This is a genomic window from Nocardia sp. GCM10030253, from assembly GCF_042675075.1.
GTDB lineage: Bacteria > Actinomycetota > Actinomycetes > Mycobacteriales > Mycobacteriaceae > Nocardia.
Window position 1 is genome coordinate 324,518 of record NZ_JBHTDL010000009.1, and the last position, 19,239, is coordinate 343,756.

The following is a 19,239-nucleotide window of genomic DNA, read 5'->3' on the forward strand; positions in this document are numbered from 1 at the left end:
CACTACCCCGTGAAACTGATCGCCGCGTTGAAGCCCCACAGCAGGATGCTGAGCACCATGTCGATGGCGATGATGGCGACGAAGCTGGTGCGCACCGCACGGCCGGACGCGATGCCGACACCCTCGGGCCCGCCGGTGGCGAAGAACCCGTAGTAGCTGTGCACGAGGATCACCACCGTGCCGAAGATCGCCACCTTGATCACCGCGGCGATCACATCGAAACCGGAGACGAACTGGAAGAAGTAATGGTCGTAGACGCCGGCGGACTGGCCGTGCACCAGGGTCAGCAGGCCACGGCACGCGCCGTAACTCAAGATCAGCGCGATCAGGAAGGTCGGCACGATCGCCAGCGCGCCCGCGAGCACCCTGGTCGTCACTACGAACGGCACCGAGCGCAACCCGAGCGCCTCCAGCGCGTCGATCTCCTCGGAAATCCGCATCGAGCCGATCTCCGCGGTGATCCGGCAGCCGGCCTGTGCGGCGAACCCGACCGCGGCCGCGATCGGCGCCAGCTCACGGGTGGTCGCGTAGGCCGAGACGACGCCGGTGACCGGTCCCATCCCGAGCATATTCAACGTCGCGAACGATTCGACGCCGACCGACGCGCCCATCGCCAGGCCGAGCACGATCATCATCGGCACCGTGCCACCGCCGACGATCACCGACCCGCGACCCCAGGTCATGTCGGTGATCGCGCGCATCGTCTCCTCGCGATACCGCCTGAGCGTCAACGGGATAGCCGAGAGCACCTGCCAGACGAATACCGAGACGAAGCCGAGCGAGTCGGCCGTGCGCAGCACGCGGCTGCCGCGCCGGAAGTAGCGCGCGACCCAGCCGAGCCCCTTGGGCACGTAGAACGAAGTAGCCATCTACGCGAGCCTCGTCGGTAGGAACATGGCGGTGATCTGGGTGATCACCAGGTTCACCAGCACAATGGACACCACCGAGAGCACCACCGCCGCGTTCACCGCGTCGGCGACGCCGCGCGGACCGCCCTTGGCCTCCAACCCGCGCTGACAGGCGATGACCACCACCAGGAAGCCGAAGATCAACGCCTTCACCAGCGAGATCCACACATCGGCGGTGGTGGTGAACGAGCCGAAGGTCGCCCAGTAACTACCCGGTGTGACACCTTGACCGCCGATGGCGACCGCGTAGCCCGCCAGCACGCCGACGAAGATGATCAGGATGTTCAGCAGCGGTGCGACCACCAGCATGGCCGCCATGCGCGGGATCACCAGGCGGTGAATCGGGCTGATACCCATAGTGTTGAGCGCGTCGATCTCTTCGCGGATGGTGCGCGCGCCGAGATCGGCGGCGATGGCCGCGGCACCCGCGCCGCCGAGCAGGAATCCGGTGGCCATCGGCGCACCCTGCTTGATCACGCCGAGCCCACCGGTAGCCCCGAGCAGCGAATCGGCGCCGAGGGTGTGGATCAGATTGCCGACCTGGATCGAGACGATCACGCCGAACGGGATCGCCATCAGGATCGCCGGGATAGTCGTGACGGTCACCAGTCGCCAGGCCTGCAGCACGGCTTCGCGCCACTGGAATTGGCCGCGGGCGATGTCACCGATCGCGCCGGTTACCGACTCCTGTGCGACGCCAACTGCGCGGCCGAAGGTCCGCAGTGACGACACGACGGTGTCCGAGAAATTCTCGCGGACGATCGTGGTCGCGGATTCGCTTGTCGCAGTGCGATTTTCCGGTGTCATCGGCGATGTCCTCGCGCCGCGCGCGCCGCACGTGGGGTGTCGAAGTTCATGCCGCACTCTCCGGATCCGGCGTCAATGCCTACCCGAGCAAGCTAATCGCTACGCGCGGTTACACAAAATTCGCGATATGTGACGCTCGCCACTTACTCGCCATTCACCGCGCTCAGGCAAGTTATTCATGGTTCCGATCGCAACCGTTATGGACTGGCGGCGAGGAACACAAAAGCCGAGAACAACGCCAGGTGGACGCCACCTTGGAGCAGCGTCGCCCGACCGGGCACCACCGTGAGCACACCCACCACGACCGTCAGGCCGAGCAAAACCATCTGGGTGGCGCCGAGACCGAGCACCAGCGGACCCTCTAGCCAGATAGTTGCCAGCGCGATCGCGGGGATGGTCAGACCGATGCTCGCCATCGCGGAACCGAGCGCGAGATTGAGACTGATCTGCACCTGGTCGCGCCGCGCGGCCCGCACCGCCGCGAGGGTCTCCGGCAGCAGTACCAGCAGCGCGATCACCACACCGACCGCCGACGGCGGCAGCCCGGCGGACGCGACGGCCGACTCGATGGACGGCGACACCATCTTGGCCAGCCCGACGACACCGATCAGCGAAAGAAACAGCAGGGCAAGGCTGATCAGCGTGGCACGCACCGACGGCCGCTCGTCGGGAAAGTCGTCATCGGTGACAACGCCATTGCCCTCCACCGGCAGAAAGTCGCCGGGATGCCGCACCGTCTGCACCATGACGAACAACCCGTACAGTGCCAGCGAGGCCACCGCGGCGAAGGCCAGCTGAGCGGTCGAGAACTCCGGACCCGGCTTGCTGGTGGTGAACGTCGGCAGCACCAGACTGAGCGTGGCCAGCGTCGCGACCGTGGCCAGCGCCGCGCCGGTGCCCTCGGCATTGAACACCGCGACCCGTCTGCGCAGCGCACCGACCAACAGCGACAGACCGAAGATGCCGTTGCAGGTGATCATGACGGCCGCGAATACCGTGTCGCGCGCAAGTGAGGCGGTCTTCTCGCCACCGGAGCTCATCAGTGTGACGATCAGCGCCACCTCGATCACCGTCACCGCGACCGCGAGCACGAGCGATCCGAATGGCTCGCCGACCCGGTGCGCGACGACCTCGGCGTGACGCACCGCCGCGAGAACCGCGCCCATCAACGCCGCGACCACGATGATCACACCCACCGGGTGCAGACTTCGCCCCCAGGTCACGGCCAGCGCCGCGGCGGCCAATAGGGGTATGAACACGGTCCAGCGGGCAGTCGACGCACGGATCATGCCGACCATCGTTCCAGCAAACTGTCCGCATTCGGTTGCCACCGTCGTGATCACGCAGCGACGACGGCGTCAGGCACTCACCGTCGGTATCCTGTTCGCGCCGATGCCGCCGCATGCGGGACCAGGCAGTGCTGGGCGCGTCGGGTGCCGTACCCGACTTACCTCCCGCAGTCCTGTGCGCGGCGTCGCCTCCCAGCGTGGTCGGCCGTCTGTGGTCGCGTCTCGAGCAGTGGCTGTTGGCTTCACACCCCGTGTTGTATGTGCACACCCCGCGTATTGGGTGTCCGGATGGGAGAAGGGGTGTTAGGCCGTCGGGGGTTCGCGGGTAGGGGCGGGTGGGCGTCAGTTGTCGAGGTCGATACGGACGGTCAGGAGGTCGGTGCCGACCAACCGGACTGCCGTGCTATTGCCCTTCGGCAGCGTCAGCAGGCGAGCACGGGCGTCGTCGTCGGGCAGCAGGTGTGCGGTGCCGGTGTGCCAGCGGCCGTGTAGACGCAGCCGAACCTGGTTGTTGGCGTTGATGTTCCGGATGTATTGGGAGCGCTGACCGAATTCGGAGACGAGCCAGAACTCATTGCCCGTCCGCCGTCCGCCGATCGGCGTGATGCGCGGCTGACCGCTCACCCGGCCGACCGTCTCGAGCAGCGGCTGGCTCGGTAGTCTGCGCAGGATCGGATTGCCGACCCGCCGCTGAAGAGTCGTCACTACCCGATGCTGGATATCGCGCTTGTTCGGCACCTGCCGACCGTAACACCGATCCAGGCATCGGCGGAGTGCCTGCTCCAACGGTGTCGGTGGTAGGCAATCGGACGAATTCTGCTCGACGCCAACGTCTCCATGTGACGCGCGCCGTCATGGTTCCGTGCGCGTCTTTCCCCGACCTGATACTGCGGCGGCGCGGTCGGCGCTCACCAGAGCGAGACCTGGTCGGCGCCGTTGTCGAACGGCAGGTAGCCATCGATGGTGGCGCCCACCCGCATGTTGTTCACGTAGACCTCGCCGCCATGGTTGTCGAGGAACGCGGCGTCGGAGGCGTCCCGGCCGGTGGCGATCCGGATCAGCGACGAGCGCGGAGCCAGGCCGGTGGCGTCGAGCACTCGCCACGTGCCGTCGACGTAGGCCTCGGCGACGGCATGGAAATCCATGGGAAACAGGCCGGGCGCGTACACCGAAACCAGACGGGCGGGCACTTTGAGCGCCCGCAACAACGCAACCAGCAGATGCGTGAAGTCACGGCACACACCCGCCCCGGCCAGCAGTGTCTCCACCGCACCATCGATCGGGTCGCTGCTGCCGGCAACGTAGCGGACGCGACGGCCGACCCAGGACGACACGGTGGCGGCCAGGTCCGCATGCGTTGCGCCGCTGGAGAATTCGGCCCCGGCGAACCCGAGTAGTTTGTCGGACTCGACGAAACGGCTCGGCCGCAGATATACCGCGAGGTCATAGTCCGAAATCGGCTCCGGCACAGCGGTACCGAGTACCGTCGCGCTGTAGCGGACCTGCAGTGCGCCGGTGCCGACGGCAAACTTGTGAATGCGGGTGCCGTGCGGGCCGAGGATTTCCTGCGGCACGATCGTCCGGCCGTCGAGGTCGATCACCAGCGACTCGGTCAGCTCGATCCCCGATTGCCGGGCTACGGCGATCTGGAACTCGAGGATGGTCGGCCCCGAGATCGCGATATCCAACTGTGCAGAGACGTCACGCTTCATTCCACAGTCTCCCGCATACCCCGAATCTTGCCAGCCGCAGCGCCGCAGCCTGCGAGTTCCGGTCAAAGCGGCGGCCGACACAACTTTCGAGTACTCGATTGCGCGCGGATAGGCGACAATTTGCCGGTGCGGACCCAGTTCACTCGCGAGCTCGTCGCGTTGACCAATGACTTGACGCTGATGTGCCGACTCGCCCACGACGCCGCCGAGCGGGTCACCGATGCGCTCGTCGACGCCGATCTCACCGCCACCTACGAGGTTTTCGCGCTGGACGAGCAACTACAGAAGATGTACAGCGCCTGCGAGGCGCGGACCGTTGTGCTGCTCGCGCTGCAAGCGCCGGTCGCCAGGGACCTGCGCCACGTGGTCACCGCCATCCAGATCGCCAGCGAACTGTCCAGAATCGGCACGCTGATCAACCACGCCGCCGAGCACGTCTACAAGTCCCACCCCGAACTCGTCGCCCCACAACCCATCATGGATCTGCTGGTGGCCATGGGCAGGCTCGCCGCGCACCACACCGCCATCGCGGGCCAGGCGGTCGCCACCGGTCATCAACCGCCCACCGAACCGATATCCGTCACGCGCTCCATGGAACAGCTGCACCAGCAACTGCATTCGGCCCTCGCCGACCCGACCTGGACCAAGCCCACCGATACCTCCATCGACATCGCCCTGGTCGGCAATCATCTGGAACGCTGCGTCGACCACACCGCCCGCATCGATCGACTGATCCGCTTCCTGGACACCGGCATCCCCCCGACAGCGCAGCCGGAAGACGCTCCCTAGCGTCCAGACGCCTGATCGCGCGTCCCGAACCGAGGTCGGTACAGAACTGGCAGCCGGTCGGGTCACCCGTCCTCACACCCCGTGTCACAGCCGAACACTCGCTGCACGGGGTGTTCGGCTGTGACACGGGGTGTGAGGTACGCGGTGCCTCCGGAAAGCGTCAGCTATGGCAGTAGGTGTCGCTGAGTTGCTGTGCAGCGGAGGGAGTCGGCGGTCTGGGCTATTGGGTGCGGCGGGCGATGGCGTAGAGGTCGCGGGCGGGGCCGGTCAGGCGCTGACCGGTGGGCCAGATGGCGCGGAGGGTTCGATCGAGGTCGAGGCTGGTCACCGTGGGCGAGACCAGGGTTCCCGCGGCGATCTCCGCGGCGACGGCCAGCGAGCTGAGCACCGCTGGGCCCACACCGGAAGCGACGGCTGTTTTGATGGCGGTCGTCGAGGACAGCTCCAACGCGACGGTCGGCTGCCAGCCCGGGATGCCATGAGCGACCGCATGCTCGAACCAGGTCCGGGTGCCCGAACCGATCTCCCGTTGAATCAACGGGGTTTCGGCAAGTTCTTCGAGCGCAACCGAGCCGTGCCGAGCCCATTGATGCTGCGGCGCCACCACGACGACCAGTCGGTCGCGCGCGACAACATGGCTTTCGATGCCGCGGAAGCTCTGCGGGCTTTCGATGAACCCGATGGCGGCCCTACCGTCGAGCACAGCGTGGGCGACCTCGACGGAGTTGCCGGATTCCAAGGCGATGGTGGTGGCGGGGGCGGCGGCGCGCAACGTCATCAACCAGCCAGGGAACAGATACTCCGCGACTGTCTGGCTGGCGGCGACACGAAGGCGGGAGTCGCGTTCGGCGCGCAGCGTGTCGATACCCGCATCGAGCTGCCCAGCGGCGTCCACCACGCCACGCGCCCATTCGGCGATCAGCGCGCCCGCAGGTGTCGGCCGGGAGCCGAGCGTCGTGCGTTCCAGGACCGGCAGCCCAACGAGCTTCTCCAAATACCGGATCCGCGAGGACGCCGACGGCTGGCTGATGCCGTGCGCCTCTGCGGCACGACCGAGACTGCCCAGCTCGATGACCGAAAGCAATAGGTCGAGCGCGGCCAGATCGGGGACACGCGGCGACAGGGGCATAGATCGAGTCTATGGACCCATAGGAACGCGGTAGCTACTCGGGGCACCTGTCTGCGGCGACGCTGGAGACATGACCGCCACAGTGACTCCTCACCCCGCCGGATCGCGGCGTCTCTTCGGCGAGCTCGACCAGGACACCGCGCGACTCGACCAACACCCCGAACGTCGGAATCGTCAGGGTGGCCCCCTGGACAACCGGACCGGCACCGGGCGCGGCAACCTGCTGAGCACTTCCGGCGCGAACCGGTTGAACGCATCGCAGGCGGAACGTCTCGACCAACACGCCAGTCTGCGTCATCTAGGACCCAACTGGTTCGCCGCCGTGATGGGTACCGGCATTGTCGCCAACGCCGCGGCCACGCTGCCGTTGCAGTTCCCCGGGATGCGCGGGGCGGCGACCGTGGTGTGGGCGCTTGCCGCACTGCTGCTGGCGGGGCTCAGCTCGGCGTGGGCGGTGCACTGGGTGCGTTTTCCCGACTCGGCACGCGACCACTGGAATCATCCGGTGATGTCGCAGTTCTACGGCGCTCCCCCGATGGCGCTGCTGGCCGTCGGCGCGGGCACCCTGTTGCTCGGTCGCGATGCGATCGGGCTGTCGGCGGCGGTGACCGTGGACTGGGTGCTGTGGTCGGCGGGCACCGTGCTCGGGCTGCTGACCGCGTTCGCCATTCCTTATCGCATGTTCACCCACCACCACGTCGAGCCCGACGCCGCCTTCGGCGGGTGGCTGATGCCCGTCGTGCCGCCGATGGTGTCCGCCGCTACGGGAGCGCTGCTGGTGCCCTATGTCCCGGCGGGCCAGTGGCGACTGACCATGATCCTGTTGTGCCTGGCCATGTTCGGCATGAGCCTGATCGCCGCCCTCGTCACCATCACCATGATCTGGTCCCGGCTGGTGCACCACGGCACCCCCGAGGCGGGCATGGTCCCCACATTGTGGATCGTGCTCGGCCCCCTCGGTCAATCAGTCACCGCCGCAGGGCTTTTGGCCAACGCCGCCCCTTCGGCTCTGCCCGACCTCTACGCCAGGGGACTGACCGTCTTCTCGGTCGTCTTCGGCGTCGTCACCTGGGGCTTCGCCATGCTGTGGCTGGCACTGGCCGTCACGGTCACGATCAAGACCACTCGGGCAGGCAAACTCGAATTCAACCTCAGTTGGTGGGGCTTCACCTTCCCCGTCGGCACCTGCATCACCGGCAGCAGCGTCCTCTACGCCCACACCGGCGCGAACCTGTTCGCGGCCGCCGCAGTGGCGCTGTACATCCTGGTTGTGGCCGCCTGGGCGGTAGTGGCAACGCGAACCGTCCGGGGTCTGCTGGCGGGAACATTGCTCCGCCCCACCCCAGCCGCTGCCTGATCGCCAGCCGACGTTCCCATCCCAGTGCCCGAACTCCCACCATCTCGACCTCATGGCAATGTGCTGCAGGCACCGACGATGGTGCGTGGGAAGTACTCAGTCCAGCAAGGTAAAGCGGCCCGAGTGCAGCAGTCCGGTGATCGCGTCCATCTTTGCTTGTGGCGCAGCGTAATCCGGGTGAGCGCGGATTATTCCGGCAGCGTCGGTCAGGCGCAGCATTTGGGCGGCGGCCTCGGCGACACTGCGTCCGCCGGGAGTGACGGGATGATTCGCGAGCTGGGGGCCGCCGAGCTGGATACGGCCGAGAGATGCGGCTTTTTCCACTCGACGTGGGCAACGGCAGAACGCGGTCGCGTCGGCGAGACCGCAGGTCGAGCGGACGAAGGTAGCCAAGCGCTGCTTGGCGCGCTCCAGACGCTTTTGGAAGGCAGCCGCGGTGACGTCGAGGATCCATGCGGCGTCGGCGGCTTTCAGCTCGAAGACCTCGCCGAGAACGTAGGCGACGCGCTCGTCGCGGCTCAGGCATTGCAGCATCGCCTGGGTGCAGCTGAGCCGGACCTCCTCAGCCATCAGCACGGCCTCGGGACCGCGGTAGTCCTCGACCGCGAGTCCGTCGGCCAGGTCGTCGCGGAAGTCGTCGAGGCTGACCTGATCCCGTTCGTGGTCGCTCTGGCGGCGCAGATTGAGCAGGTAGTTGACGCCGACCCGGTAGGCCCAGGTCAGCAACTTGGCCTCGCCACGCCAGGTCGCCAGCCGAGTGACGACCCGAATCATGATCTCCTGCACCGCGTCCTCGGCATCGGCGGGTCTGCCGACCATGCGCAGCGCGAGCCGGTAGAGCGGATCCTGGAGACGCTGGATGACTTCGCCGAGCGCCGCCTTGTCGCCCGCTACCGCCCGGGCGACCAGATCCACTTCTGCCGGCTCGGCACGCACCGGCCCATTCTCCATCAACGGCTCAGCCTGTTCAGCGGACCGCGGCCGTCGCTCTCGTCAGCGCGTGGCGACGCAGCCAACCCGCGACCGCCTTGCCGATCGCGTCCGGCTGATCCTCGGGGCTGTGGTGTTGACCTGGTCCGACCGACTCGACCTCGACGGCGGCGAAAGTCTGTGCGGCCCATTCGATGATCTCCGGTGAGCCGAGGCCGACGCCGGGCTCGACCGTCATGAGCAACTTCGGCACACTCGCGCTGTCGGTCATCCACTGTCCGTAATCCCGCACCCGCTGCGCCACGTCGGCGGGGGCGCCGTCGAGGGGGAACTCGCGAGCCCAGGCCAGCATCGGCTTGCGCGAGGCGGGGGTCGGGTAGGGCGCGCGGTAGGCATCGAGGTCGTCCTCGGTGAGGCCTGCGATCAGCTTCGGCAGATTGAACTCGATGAAGAGGTTGTCCTCCAGCACGGCCTGCTCGCCTTCCGGAGACCGGAACTTACGGAACATGTCCGCGGAGCCCTGCGGCAGTTCCTCCCAGCGCATCGGACGCAGGAACGTCTCGATCACCGCGATGCCGCGCGCGCGGCCGGGATGCCGTGCGGCCCAGTCCATCGCGAGCGTCCCGCCCCAGTCGTGTCCGACGAGGACGACCTCGTCCAGCCCCAGCGCGTCGAACCAGGCGTCGAGGTAGCGGGCGTGGTCATCGAGTCGGTAGTCGATGTCCGGCTTCCCCGACTCGCCCATGCCGATGAGATCCGGAGCGAGGCAGCGCACCTGGCCCGCGACGTGCGGAATCACGTTGCGCCACAGGTAAGAGGTGGTGGGGTTGCCGTGTAGGAAGACAACGGGGATGTCCCCGACGCCGGTGTCGGTGTAGTTGATGAATGAGTCGAGAACGACGACGGTGGCCATGGGTGTCCTTTCGAAGTGGTTGTTGCTTTCACTCGTTTCGACACACGATGTCGACCGACTCCGACACGACTCCCATATGACCTACATCACTTGTCGAGCAGGGGGAACCGCCCGGATCGCAGCAACACGGAGATCGCCTCCACCTTCGCCTGTGGTGCGGCGTAGTCGGGATGTGCGCGCAGTACGGCGGCCGCGTCGTGCAGCCGGATCATCTGATCCTCGGCCTCGGTCACGGTGCGACCGCCGGGGCTGATCGGATGCGTCGCGAACCGCGGCTTGCGCGGATCGATCCGTCCGAGCTCGACGGCCTTGTCCACGCGCCGCGAGCAGCGGCAGAAGGCCGCGGCATTTGCGACGCCGCACGTCGCGGTCAGGAAGGTGCCGATGCGCTTCTTGGCCCGCTCCAAACGCTTTCGATAGGCGGGCGCCGAGATGTCGAGAACCCACGCGGCATCGGTAGAACTCAGCTCGAAGACATCGCCGAGTACAAACGCGATGCGCTCGTCGCGGGCCAGGCACTGCAGCATGGCCTGGCTGCAGTTGAGGCGGACCTCGGCCGAGAGCAACGCGGACTCCGGCCCTCGATAGTCCTCGGCGGCGAGTCCATCGGCCAAGCCCTCCCGAAAAGCGTCGAGGCTCAGCTGCGCCGCCTCCTGCGGGGTTTGCCTGCGCAGATTCAGCAGATAGTTGACGCCGATGCGGTAGGCCCAGGTGAGCAGCTTCGCTTCGCCGCGCCAGGTCGCGAGGTTGCCGACCACCCGAAGCAGGATCTCCTGCGTCGCGTCCTCCGCCTCCGCCGGTCGCCACACCATGCGCAGCGCCAACCGATACAGCGGATCCTGCAACTGACGGACGACGTCGGAAACAGCGACACTGTCACCGGCCACGGCACGCGCGACCAGCTCCCGCTCCTGAGCACCGGCAGCCACGTCGGCCGCTGGTGACTCGTTATCGACCTCGGTATCCACCTCACAATCTTTCGGCGGACACCGACTTCGCGCAAGTCAGTCGAACTCGGTCTCGAGCGGGTATCTCACGCCGGCGCGGCAACCTCGGTCAACGCGTGCTTGCGCAGCCAGGTCGAGACCGCGGTGCCGATGGCGTCGGGCTGGTCCTCCGGAGCGTGATGGCCCGCAGCGCCGACCGACACGACTTCTGCCGCGGCGAACGTCTCGGCCGCCCAGGCGACGGCCTCGGGTGATCCGAGGCCGACACCGTTGTCCAACGCCATCACCAGCTTCGGCACCTCGGCGGACAGCGCCATCCACCGGTCGTAGTTCTCCACAATCGCGACCACATCGGCAGGTTCGCCGTCGAGCGGGAACTCGCGCGGCCACACCAGCAGTGGCTTGCGCGACTCGGGGGTCGGGTAGGGCGCGCGGTAGACATCGTGATCCTCGGGGGACAGATCGACAATGCCCTTCGGCAGGTTGAACTCGATGAACATGTTCTCCTCCAGCACCATTCGCTCGCCCTCCGCGGTGCGGAACTTGCGGAACAATTCGGCGCCGAGCGGCGGCAGTTCGTCCCAGCGCATCGGCCGCAGGAACGTCTCGATCAGCGCGACGCCGCGAACTCGGCCGGGATGCCGTGCGGCCCAATCCATGCCGAGCGCGCCACCCCAGTCGTGGCCGACGATGATCACCTGATCCAGTTCGAGCGCGTCGAACCAGGCATCCAGGTAGCGGGCGTGGTCGACGAAACGGTAGTCGCTGTCGGGTTTCCCGGACGCGCCCATGCCGATCAAGTCCGGCGCCAGGATGCGAGTCTGGTCAGCTACGTGCGGAATCACCTTGCGCCACAGATGTGATGAGGTCGGGTTGCCGTGCAGGAACACCACCGGGACCGAGCCGGTGCCGAGGTCGATGTAGTTGATGAACGAGTCGAGAACGTCGACGGTAGCCATGATTGTGCGCCCTTCCTTGATCCGGTTTTCTGCCTTCATCCGGTTTCGACACACGATCCGACCCTGCTGTGACCGCTTTCCCTACTGCCATGATGTGACGCTCGTCACCATGCGGTTTGCGCTGGTTGCCCGCGCCTTCCACCACGGCTCCCCACACATCCGCAGATGGGCAGTACTTCCGTATCCAGGTAGTAACAGTTTCAACATCCACCGACGCGCCCTAGGCGTAACGCACGTCGAAGGTAATGTGATTGCAAAGAGATCAACACTCACCTACTATCTTGCTACGTAGGACGCGGAACGATCGGATGGAGGTGCGCGATGCATCGGCAACAAGCAGACCCGCGAACTCCGCCGCCCGACACCTACCTGTAGACCGTCACGACGAGTCGGTCGTGAGACAGGACGCTCGAGACCTCCCTCATCGGCCTCGGACGTTCGGGCGCGGACCCGGTCTGGACAACCAGCCCGCTCCCCGTCACACGAAACAACATCGCTCGATCGTGATCAATCACCCCTGAGTCGGCGCCGGCACGGCGACTCGGGGGTGATCTGCGTTTCCAGCCCCCTTGCCACGCAGAAAGATTCTCTGGACTGTGCCGAAGGTCATAACGGACAATGACTTCCATGGAGACCCGGACCCGGTAGCTTGACGCCCGTTCTCAGTTCGGTGTTGGCGTAAGGAAGTTCGATGATGTCGGTGTTCTTGTGAATTTACTTTCCTCCCGCACCGCGCGTCGAGTGTTGGCCGTGTGTGCGCCGATCTGTCTCGCAGTGGTCGTGGCCATTGGGTACTCATACATCGACGGACTGAACGATGCCGACGGCGGTGGACCTGGTTCGGCCAGCGCAGCAACGGTTTCCGCCAAGGATGTCACCGAGTTGCTCAGGCAGCTGGTCGACGCACCCGAGGCGCCGATGACCGGTTACAGCCGCGAAAAGTTCCCGCACTGGGATAGCAACAAGCCCGAACACGGGTTCGGCACCGAGTTCGCGCAGTACAGCCGTTGCACCAGCCGTGAGGTAATGATGCTTCGTGACGCCACCGGCTCGGTCAAGCTCGACCCGAAAACCTGCGACCTCACGGTCGGGAGCGACGGTGGCTGGCGGGATCAGTACGGATTCATCGACTCGAAGACCGGAAAGCTCAAGCCGTACAAGTGGATGACCGACCCGGCCACCGTCGATGCCGAGCACATCGTGGCCCTGGCCGAGGCATGGCGGTCGGGTGCCGACAAGCTCGATGAAGATACCCGCCGCCGCATCGCCAACGACGCGGGCAACCTCGCCGCCTCCGATCCGTCGGCCAATAGATCCAAGGGCGACCAGGACCCGGCAAACTACCTGCCACCGGGAACCTTCCGGTGTGTCTACATCGAGCGATACGTCAAGATCAAGATAAAGTACGCGCTGACCGTTGATCCCGCCGAACACACCGCACTGCGCACCGCAGTCGATGACTGCGTCCGTCGAGGAGAGTTCAAATAAGCGACATCATCGAGATTTCCGCCGAAGCAGCTGTCATGACCGAGGAGGAAGGGACGGTGTCCGGCGACCTCGATGTCACCGTCGACCAGACGGGCAAAGGCCTGGTCCGCTATCGGGGCACCGACAGCTGGTACACCATCGGAAACCTCGAGGCCGAGGTGCCACGCACCTGGGCCACGGTCGCCGACCTCGCAGCCGCGATCGAAGCCGGTATCGGAAGACGTGACGTGGCAGGCAATGTCATGCCCTTCGAGGCGGTGTCGGCCGGCGCCGAGAGTGACCAGCCTGCTGACGGCCGCGGCGACCAGCTCGCAGACAGCGAAAGCGACCAGCCCGCTGGCAGTCGAAGCGACCAGTCGGGCGACATTCAGAGTGACCAGAAACAGCCAGGTCACAGCGACCCATCGGCTGTGGGTGACACCGGTCGAAAGAATGCCATGACAGCGGACCTCGACGACCAGCCCTGATCAGGGCATGGTGACGACGACCTTGCCGAACGGGTTGTCGTCACGGAAGTATCGGTAGGCCTCGACAGCCTGGTCGAGCGGGAATGTCCGATCGATGACCGGGTGCAGGCGGTGTTCGGTGATCGCGCGGTTCATCGCCTCGAAGTCGGTGCGGCTGCCGACGGCGATGCGGCGGATGCCGAGATACGGTCCGACGAACGGATTCTCGAACGGCTGGCCTCCGGGCAGTTGCGATGCGCCGATCATGGTGATCACCGCGTTGTACCCGGCGGACTTCACCGATTTCGAGAGCGTCGGCAGGCCAACGGCTTCCAGCACATGTTCGACACCGTGTCCGTCGGTGAGCTCCAGCACGGCCTCGTCCCAATCCGGTGTGCGGCTCCGGTCGATGACTTCGTCCACACCGAGCTTCCGTAGCCGCTCGGCCTTGTCCGGGCCCGAGGTGATCGAAATGACCCGGGCACCCAATATTTTGGCGTGTTGCACGCCGAACAGCGCGACCGTCCCGCTGCCGACGGTCAGCACTGTTTCACCGGGCCCCACCGGCAACGGCTTGGTCAACGCTGCCCAAGCGACAACACCCGCGCAGGTCAGCGTGGCCGCCTCCACATCGGTCAGGTGCTCGGGCACATGCACCACCGAGTCCTCTTCGATCAGTGCGTAGGTGGCGAGCATCCCGTTGTAGTTGGCGCCGTACTGTTCGGCGACCTGGGCCAGCCGCTGCGGCCCTTCGATCCACCGGACGAAATACGATGCGGTCACCCGATCGCCGAGCCCGGCCCGAGTCACCTTGTCGCCCACGGCGATCACCTCGCCGACCCCGTCCGATAGCGGAATGATGCCGGAAGTGGCGGGCAACGGGTAGATGCCGTCCATCAGCATCACGTCGCGCCGGTTGATCGAGGCTGCCAGGACCCGGATGACCACCTGATTCGGTCCCGGCTCCGGAACCTCCTGGGCCCGAGTCGTCAGACCTTCGAGGCCGCGCAGCGGATCGAGGTGGTAGGCAATCGCATTCATGACGTGCTCCTTAGAAACTCTGTGACGCTGAATTCTGTGGTGTTGGAATCTGTGGTGCCGGTATCAGGAGACGCCGATGAACTGGTGGTCGACCCGGATGCGCCCGTCGTCATCGAGGGCGAGCACGTCGTAGCCGCCGCCCACCACCGAACCGTCGGCCTGCGCCACCATCAGCCAGGTGATGCCGACGAGGTTCACCGAGAGCTGGGTGGCCTGGCCGCGGGCGGCGAAGGCGTGCTCGCCTGGTGCGACAAACATTTCGTAGGCGCGGGTGACCCGGCGGTCGAGGGCCTCGTGCCCGCGGACCTCCAGTGTCGGAATCGGGAACGCGAGTGCCGCGGCCGCCTCGCGGATTTCCTGCGGCGGGTCCGCCAGCACCTGGACCCCGTCGGCCGCCCACAGTTCGCGGATCAGCTTGCCGCGGTTGGCGGCGTCGGGCTCGTTCCACATGGCGACGTAGCGCTGGGTCAGTTGGGCCAGTTCGTTCTCATCGAATTGCTTGCTCATGGCACCGAGTTTTGCGAGCCCCGCGCCGGTGCGCGATTCCCAGCAGGGAATGACGCTCATAAGCCGCAGGTACACCCCGGTAATTCCCTGCGAGGAATGGCGCGGACCAGCTCGGTCGGATTCACTGGAGCTATGACGACGGCGTTAGAACCGAGCCCATTCGCCACGCAGCTGCGGCACTGGCGCACCCAACGCCGGGTGAGCCAGCTCGACCTCGCGATTCGCGCGGACACCAGCCAGCGGTATCTGAGCTTCCTGGAACAGGGGCGGTCCCGGCCCGGCCGCACCATGGTGGTCCGGCTGGCCGAGTCGCTCGAGCTTTCGCTGCGCGAGCGCAATGGGCTGTTGCTGGCCGCCGGGTTCGCGCCGGTCTTTCCCGAATCGGACATGGACACCGCGGAGTTGGGTCCGGTGCGCGATGCGCTGGTACGCATTCTCGACGGGCATCTGCCTTACCCCGCCGTTGTCGTGCGGCCCTACGGGATTCTGCTCGCCGCCAACGCCGCCTTCGACGTACTCACCGAGGGCGTCGCGCCGGAGTTGCTCGCGCCGCCGGTCAATGTGCTGCGCCTCGCCCTGCATCCCGAAGGTCTGGCGCGGCGGGTGGTGAACCTGCCGGAGTGGGGCAGGCACGTCACCGAAAGTATGCGCGGCAAGGCCATGCGCAGCCCTGATCCGCAGCTCGACGATTTCATCGCCGAGCTGGAAGGCTATCTCCCGGAATCGAATCCGGGCCCCGACCACCTCGGCTTCGCCGTTCCGCTGCGGCTGCGGAGCGAGGACGGCGAGCTCAGACTCATCACCACCATCACCTCGTTCGCCACCGCTGTCGACATCACCCTCTCAGAGCTGCATCTGGAAGCATTCCTGCCCGCCGACGAACAGACCGCGGACATCCTGCGCCGCCACGCGGAACGACGAAACCACTCCGACACCGACTGAGGACGGGCACGATCGCTGCCATGCGCCTACCAGTTGCGACGGGCCGCAACGAGTTGGTCGTACACCAGGTCGATGTGCGGGCGCGTCGTGGTGCCGAGCCTGCGCACCAGGAATCCAGTGTTGATCGGTGGGTCGTCTGGTTCGAGCAGTGCGACCAACGCACCAGTGGCCACATCGGCCGCGCAGAGGTAGCGCGGCAGCACGCTGATGCCTCCACCGGCGGCAACCACGGCCGCGACCGCGCGCAGATCGGGAACGACGACGGCGGCGTCCGCGGTCAGCCGCACACCGAACACGTGCCGCCAATACCGGCGCAGGATAGGCAGATCCGCGGCATAGCTGACCAAAGGGACTCCGGCCAGCGCCGTCGGCCCTGCGGTGCGCAGCCGGGCGACATCGATCCGCCCTGCGATCGGCGGTGCGGCGACCAGGACGAACTCCTCGTCGACAAGCGCTTCGGCGACAACGGCCCGACCACGCGGCCGGACGGTGGATATGACAAGGTCATGGTGCCCAGCACGGAGTCCGGCCAGCAGTTCCTCGGAAAGCCCTGCCGTGACACTCAACCGCACGCCACCGGCGATCAAGGGCACCAGCGCGGGAAGCGCTTGCACCGCAAGCATTTCGGCGGGTCCGGCCAGTCGCACCGGGGGCTGCGTGATCGGTTCGGCCGGTACCGTGTCGCCCACGATGCCGCCGAGCGCGTCCAGCGGTCCGGCCACCCGGGCGGCGAGTTCGACGGCGGCGTCGGTCGCCGCCACTCCCCGCGGCAGCCTGTCGAACAGCCGGTAGCCGAGACGCTTCTCCAGCGCCTGCAGCTGGGTGGTCACCGTCGGCTGGGACAACCCGATCAGCCGCGCACCCGCGGTAATGGAACCCGCACGGTGCACGGCCAGGAAGCTGCGCAACTGATTCAGATCGAGAATGCCATCGGAATCCCTATCGGTCACCCAGCAAGTCTATTGGCATTGGACGGCCATCAGCCGGGCCGAGACTGCTCGGCCGTGGCAGGCGCTGCCACGGCCGAGCTCCGCCGGGTCAGCCGACGGCTGCGAGCTCCTGGTCCGCGCGGGCATCCCAGTCGATGCGGTAGCGCTGCTCGGCGCCCATTGTCTTCTCCAGGTCCAGGAACCTGACCATCACCCGCATGATCACCGGCATCACCTTGCGCGCCACCGGGCCAGGCGTCTTGCTGTGGTTGATCTTCGCGGCACGCGCCGCGATACCCTCCACCCGTGCTCGCCGTGACCGCTCGTATGCGGCGAAGGCCGACGTCGGATCCGGCAGATCCCGCAGGCACCGCGCCAGTTGGACAGCGCTCTCGATGGCCAGCGACGCACCTTGACCGGAACTGTTGGACGGCGCGTGTACCGAGTCGCCGACCAGCACCATCCGACCCCGATACCAGTGCGGTACCGGCGGCATGATGTGCAGCGCTCCAGTCGTTTCGAGGTTTTCCGCTGTCGCGTTGCGGGCGAACTCACCACCGGGGGTGTCCTCGGCGTAGGTCTCGCGCAAGATCGTCAGCCAGTGTTCGGCAGGGATCGCCCGCGCCTCGCTCAGCGACATGTACTCCTTGTGCGGGAGGTTCGCGCCCCACATGATCCGGCCCTTATCGACCGTTCCGTACAGGTAATACGCTTGCTTGCCGAAGGCGAAAGTCATTGTTCCCGGCTCGATGTCGATATCGCTGTCGATGATCGCCCCGAACCCGAGCATGCCGGTGTAGCCCGGTCCCGGTGCGTTCGGGTCGATGAGGCCGCGCACCGTGGACCGGATACCGTCGGCCCCGATCAGTACGTCCGCGGTGGCGGTCGTGCCATCGGCGAAGTGCGCGGTGACGCCCGACTCGTGCTCGTCGACGCTCACCAGTCGTTTGTTGTACTCGAATTGCACGCCCGCGGCGACCGCGTGATCGTGCAGCGCCTGATGCAGCTCGTTCCGATCGACCAGCTGCAGCAACGTGTTCGGCAATGTGGGCAAGCGCAGGTGCTTGCCTCCGACCGACATTTCCATGTTGGTGATCGGCGACGCCAACTCTCGAATGCGATCGCCGACGCCGATGATATCCAGTGCGGCAACGCCATTCGGGGCGAGCGCGAGCCCGCTGCCGACGCCATAGGTCGGGCCGGGGTATGCCTCATAGACGCGGGCGTCGATGCCGGCCTTGCGCAGTGCGGTGGCGGTGACGGGTCCGGCGATCCCGCCGCCGATGACAAGTGCGGTACGTGTTGTGGACATGGGTGTCTCCAGGTTTGTGCGATACGGGTGGTGTTGAATCCCCGAACCGACCCACTTACCGCTCACCCAGTTATCCTGTGGTTGCCAACCTCGTGGCCGGGTGTGCGTATGCGGGCACGGTTCGAGACGGTTACATCGGGCTCGGCGGCGGTGTTGCCGCACCCCGCCGGGCCTGGTCTCGAGCGCCTATAGCGGCGCGTTCCCCCCTTCCACGATCTTCACGACTTCCGCGGGCTCCAGGCCCTCGGTATGTAGCTGCCGCCACCAATCCACGCCTGGGAAGCTGCCCGAGGTGAGCTCGTCGCGCAACGAGCGCGCCCAGGCCTGCTCGGCTTCCAACATCGCAAGCCCGTACTCGGACTCGATGATGAACAGCCGAGGCAGGGTGGTGGTGAGTCCGTCGAGTTCTCGGCGCACAGCGTCGATGATGTGGCCGAGCGCCTCGATGCGCTGGCCGAGCAACTCGGCCACCTCGTCCGGCGGCAGTGCCGCGGCGATGGAAAGCCCTGCGGTGAACCGGTGATGCTCCGCTTCCGGCGTAGCGATCAATTCCCGTGTCCAGTCGGCCATTTCGGCACGACCGGTGTCGGTGATCCGGTAGATGGTGCGTTCCGGCCGCGCGCCGTCGCGCTCACTGCCGACGATCTCGAGGAAGCCCGCCTTTTCCAGGTTCTGCACGACGGTGTACAGCGAGCCCCACTTGATATCCATGTCGCGGTCCTTGCCCCGATCACGCAGCGTCGACGCGATCTCGTATCGGTGCATCGGCCGCTCGACGATCACCGAGAGCACTGCCAGCGCCAGCAGGTTGTTCACCTTGCGCTTCGTGGCCAT

The 19,239-nt window shown here is 66.4% G+C and carries 20 protein-coding genes; 5 read left to right on the forward strand and 15 right to left on the reverse strand.

The features are described 5' to 3' along the window. Positions 1-2 precede the first annotated feature (2 nt). The 5 genes from ACFQZZ_RS22195 to ACFQZZ_RS22215 form a co-directional block, all read right to left on the reverse strand. A complete protein-coding gene (locus tag ACFQZZ_RS22195) occupies positions 3-869 on the reverse strand; it encodes an MlaE family ABC transporter permease (protein WP_378683884.1) in 867 nt (288 codons plus the stop codon). Then, a complete protein-coding gene (locus ACFQZZ_RS22200) occupies positions 870-1,715 on the reverse strand; it encodes an MlaE family ABC transporter permease (RefSeq protein WP_378683887.1) in 846 nt (281 codons plus the stop codon). It abuts the gene before it with no gap. Between the two features lie 197 nt (positions 1,716-1,912). Beyond that, on the reverse strand, positions 1,913-3,004 hold the full coding sequence (locus tag ACFQZZ_RS22205) for a calcium:proton antiporter (RefSeq protein ID WP_378683890.1): 1,092 nt from the start codon (positions 3,002-3,004) through the stop codon (positions 1,913-1,915). A gap of 342 nt (positions 3,005-3,346) precedes the next feature. Beyond that, positions 3,347-3,742, reverse strand: coding sequence for a nitroreductase/quinone reductase family protein (locus ACFQZZ_RS22210; protein ID WP_378683893.1), 396 nt, complete (start codon positions 3,740-3,742; stop codon positions 3,347-3,349). A 170-nt stretch (positions 3,743-3,912) separates the two neighbouring features. Continuing rightward, on the reverse strand, positions 3,913-4,716 hold the full coding sequence (locus ACFQZZ_RS22215; RefSeq protein WP_378683896.1) for a transglutaminase family protein: 804 nt from the start codon (positions 4,714-4,716) through the stop codon (positions 3,913-3,915). A 126-nt stretch (positions 4,717-4,842) separates the two neighbouring features. On the opposite strand from ACFQZZ_RS22215, the gene ACFQZZ_RS22220 reads away from it, so the two are divergent. After that, entirely contained in the window at positions 4,843-5,505 is a 663-nt protein-coding gene (locus tag ACFQZZ_RS22220) for a phosphate uptake regulator PhoU (RefSeq protein ID WP_378683898.1), read from the forward strand. 220 nt (positions 5,506-5,725) lie between these two features. Here the strand turns inward: ACFQZZ_RS22220 and ACFQZZ_RS22225 are convergent, their stop codons facing one another. After that, on the reverse strand, positions 5,726-6,634 hold the full coding sequence (locus ACFQZZ_RS22225) for a LysR family transcriptional regulator (RefSeq protein ID WP_378683901.1): 909 nt from the start codon (positions 6,632-6,634) through the stop codon (positions 5,726-5,728). Positions 6,635-6,704: 70 nt separating this feature from the next. Between ACFQZZ_RS22225 and ACFQZZ_RS22230 the strand changes: the two genes are divergently transcribed. Further along, positions 6,705-7,991 (forward strand): TDT family transporter, encoded by a 1,287-nt coding sequence (locus tag ACFQZZ_RS22230; RefSeq protein ID WP_378683904.1) that lies wholly within the window; start codon positions 6,705-6,707, stop codon positions 7,989-7,991. A 96-nt stretch (positions 7,992-8,087) separates the two neighbouring features. Here the strand turns inward: ACFQZZ_RS22230 and ACFQZZ_RS22235 are convergent, their stop codons facing one another. The 4 genes from ACFQZZ_RS22235 to ACFQZZ_RS22250 form a co-directional block, all read right to left on the reverse strand. After that, complete coding sequence (locus ACFQZZ_RS22235; protein ID WP_378683907.1) at positions 8,088-8,927, reverse strand: RNA polymerase sigma factor; 840 nt, start codon at positions 8,925-8,927, stop codon at positions 8,088-8,090. Positions 8,928-8,958: 31 nt separating this feature from the next. Then, positions 8,959-9,834: a haloalkane dehalogenase gene (locus ACFQZZ_RS22240; protein ID WP_378683909.1), complete on the reverse strand. Its 876-nt coding sequence runs from the start codon at positions 9,832-9,834 to the stop codon at positions 8,959-8,961. An 86-nt stretch (positions 9,835-9,920) separates the two neighbouring features. Then, positions 9,921-10,802, reverse strand: coding sequence for an RNA polymerase sigma factor (locus tag ACFQZZ_RS22245; protein WP_378683912.1), 882 nt, complete (start codon positions 10,800-10,802; stop codon positions 9,921-9,923). Positions 10,803-10,867: 65 nt separating this feature from the next. Further along, positions 10,868-11,740 (reverse strand): haloalkane dehalogenase, encoded by an 873-nt coding sequence (locus ACFQZZ_RS22250; RefSeq protein WP_378683914.1) that lies wholly within the window; start codon positions 11,738-11,740, stop codon positions 10,868-10,870. A 774-nt stretch (positions 11,741-12,514) separates the two neighbouring features. Here ACFQZZ_RS22250 and ACFQZZ_RS22255 point away from each other — a divergent pair. Both ACFQZZ_RS22255 and ACFQZZ_RS22260 read left to right on the forward strand, forming a co-directional pair. Beyond that, entirely contained in the window at positions 12,515-13,228 is a 714-nt protein-coding gene (locus ACFQZZ_RS22255) for an HNH endonuclease family protein (RefSeq protein WP_378683916.1), read from the forward strand. 35 nt (positions 13,229-13,263) lie between these two features. After that, positions 13,264-13,695: a hypothetical protein gene (locus tag ACFQZZ_RS22260; RefSeq protein WP_378683919.1), complete on the forward strand. Its 432-nt coding sequence runs from the start codon at positions 13,264-13,266 to the stop codon at positions 13,693-13,695. On the opposite strand, the gene ACFQZZ_RS22265 is transcribed toward ACFQZZ_RS22260, so the two are convergent. Both ACFQZZ_RS22265 and ACFQZZ_RS22270 read right to left on the reverse strand, forming a co-directional pair. Beyond that, a complete protein-coding gene (locus ACFQZZ_RS22265; RefSeq protein ID WP_378683921.1) occupies positions 13,696-14,715 on the reverse strand; it encodes an NAD(P)-dependent alcohol dehydrogenase in 1,020 nt (339 codons plus the stop codon). It abuts the gene before it with no gap. Between the two features lie 63 nt (positions 14,716-14,778). Further along, positions 14,779-15,222, reverse strand: a complete 444-nt coding sequence (locus tag ACFQZZ_RS22270; protein WP_378683924.1) for a hypothetical protein — start codon at positions 15,220-15,222, stop codon at positions 14,779-14,781. A 132-nt stretch (positions 15,223-15,354) separates the two neighbouring features. On the opposite strand from ACFQZZ_RS22270, the gene ACFQZZ_RS22275 reads away from it, so the two are divergent. Then, positions 15,355-16,164 carry a helix-turn-helix domain-containing protein gene (locus ACFQZZ_RS22275; RefSeq protein ID WP_378683927.1) on the forward strand — a complete coding sequence of 270 codons (810 nt, stop codon included), beginning with the start codon at positions 15,355-15,357 and terminating at the stop codon, positions 16,162-16,164. A gap of 26 nt (positions 16,165-16,190) precedes the next feature. On the opposite strand, the gene ACFQZZ_RS22280 is transcribed toward ACFQZZ_RS22275, so the two are convergent. The 3 genes from ACFQZZ_RS22280 to ACFQZZ_RS22290 all read right to left on the reverse strand — a co-directional run bounded on the left by ACFQZZ_RS22280 (position 16,191) and on the right by ACFQZZ_RS22290 (position 19,239). Further along, positions 16,191-17,114 carry a LysR family transcriptional regulator gene (locus tag ACFQZZ_RS22280; RefSeq protein WP_378683930.1) on the reverse strand — a complete coding sequence of 308 codons (924 nt, stop codon included), beginning with the start codon at positions 17,112-17,114 and terminating at the stop codon, positions 16,191-16,193. Between the two features lie 88 nt (positions 17,115-17,202). Beyond that, a complete protein-coding gene (locus tag ACFQZZ_RS22285) occupies positions 17,203-18,405 on the reverse strand; it encodes an FAD-dependent oxidoreductase (RefSeq protein ID WP_378683932.1) in 1,203 nt (400 codons plus the stop codon). A 186-nt stretch (positions 18,406-18,591) separates the two neighbouring features. After that, positions 18,592-19,239, reverse strand: coding sequence for a PadR family transcriptional regulator (locus ACFQZZ_RS22290; protein WP_378683935.1), 648 nt, complete (start codon positions 19,237-19,239; stop codon positions 18,592-18,594).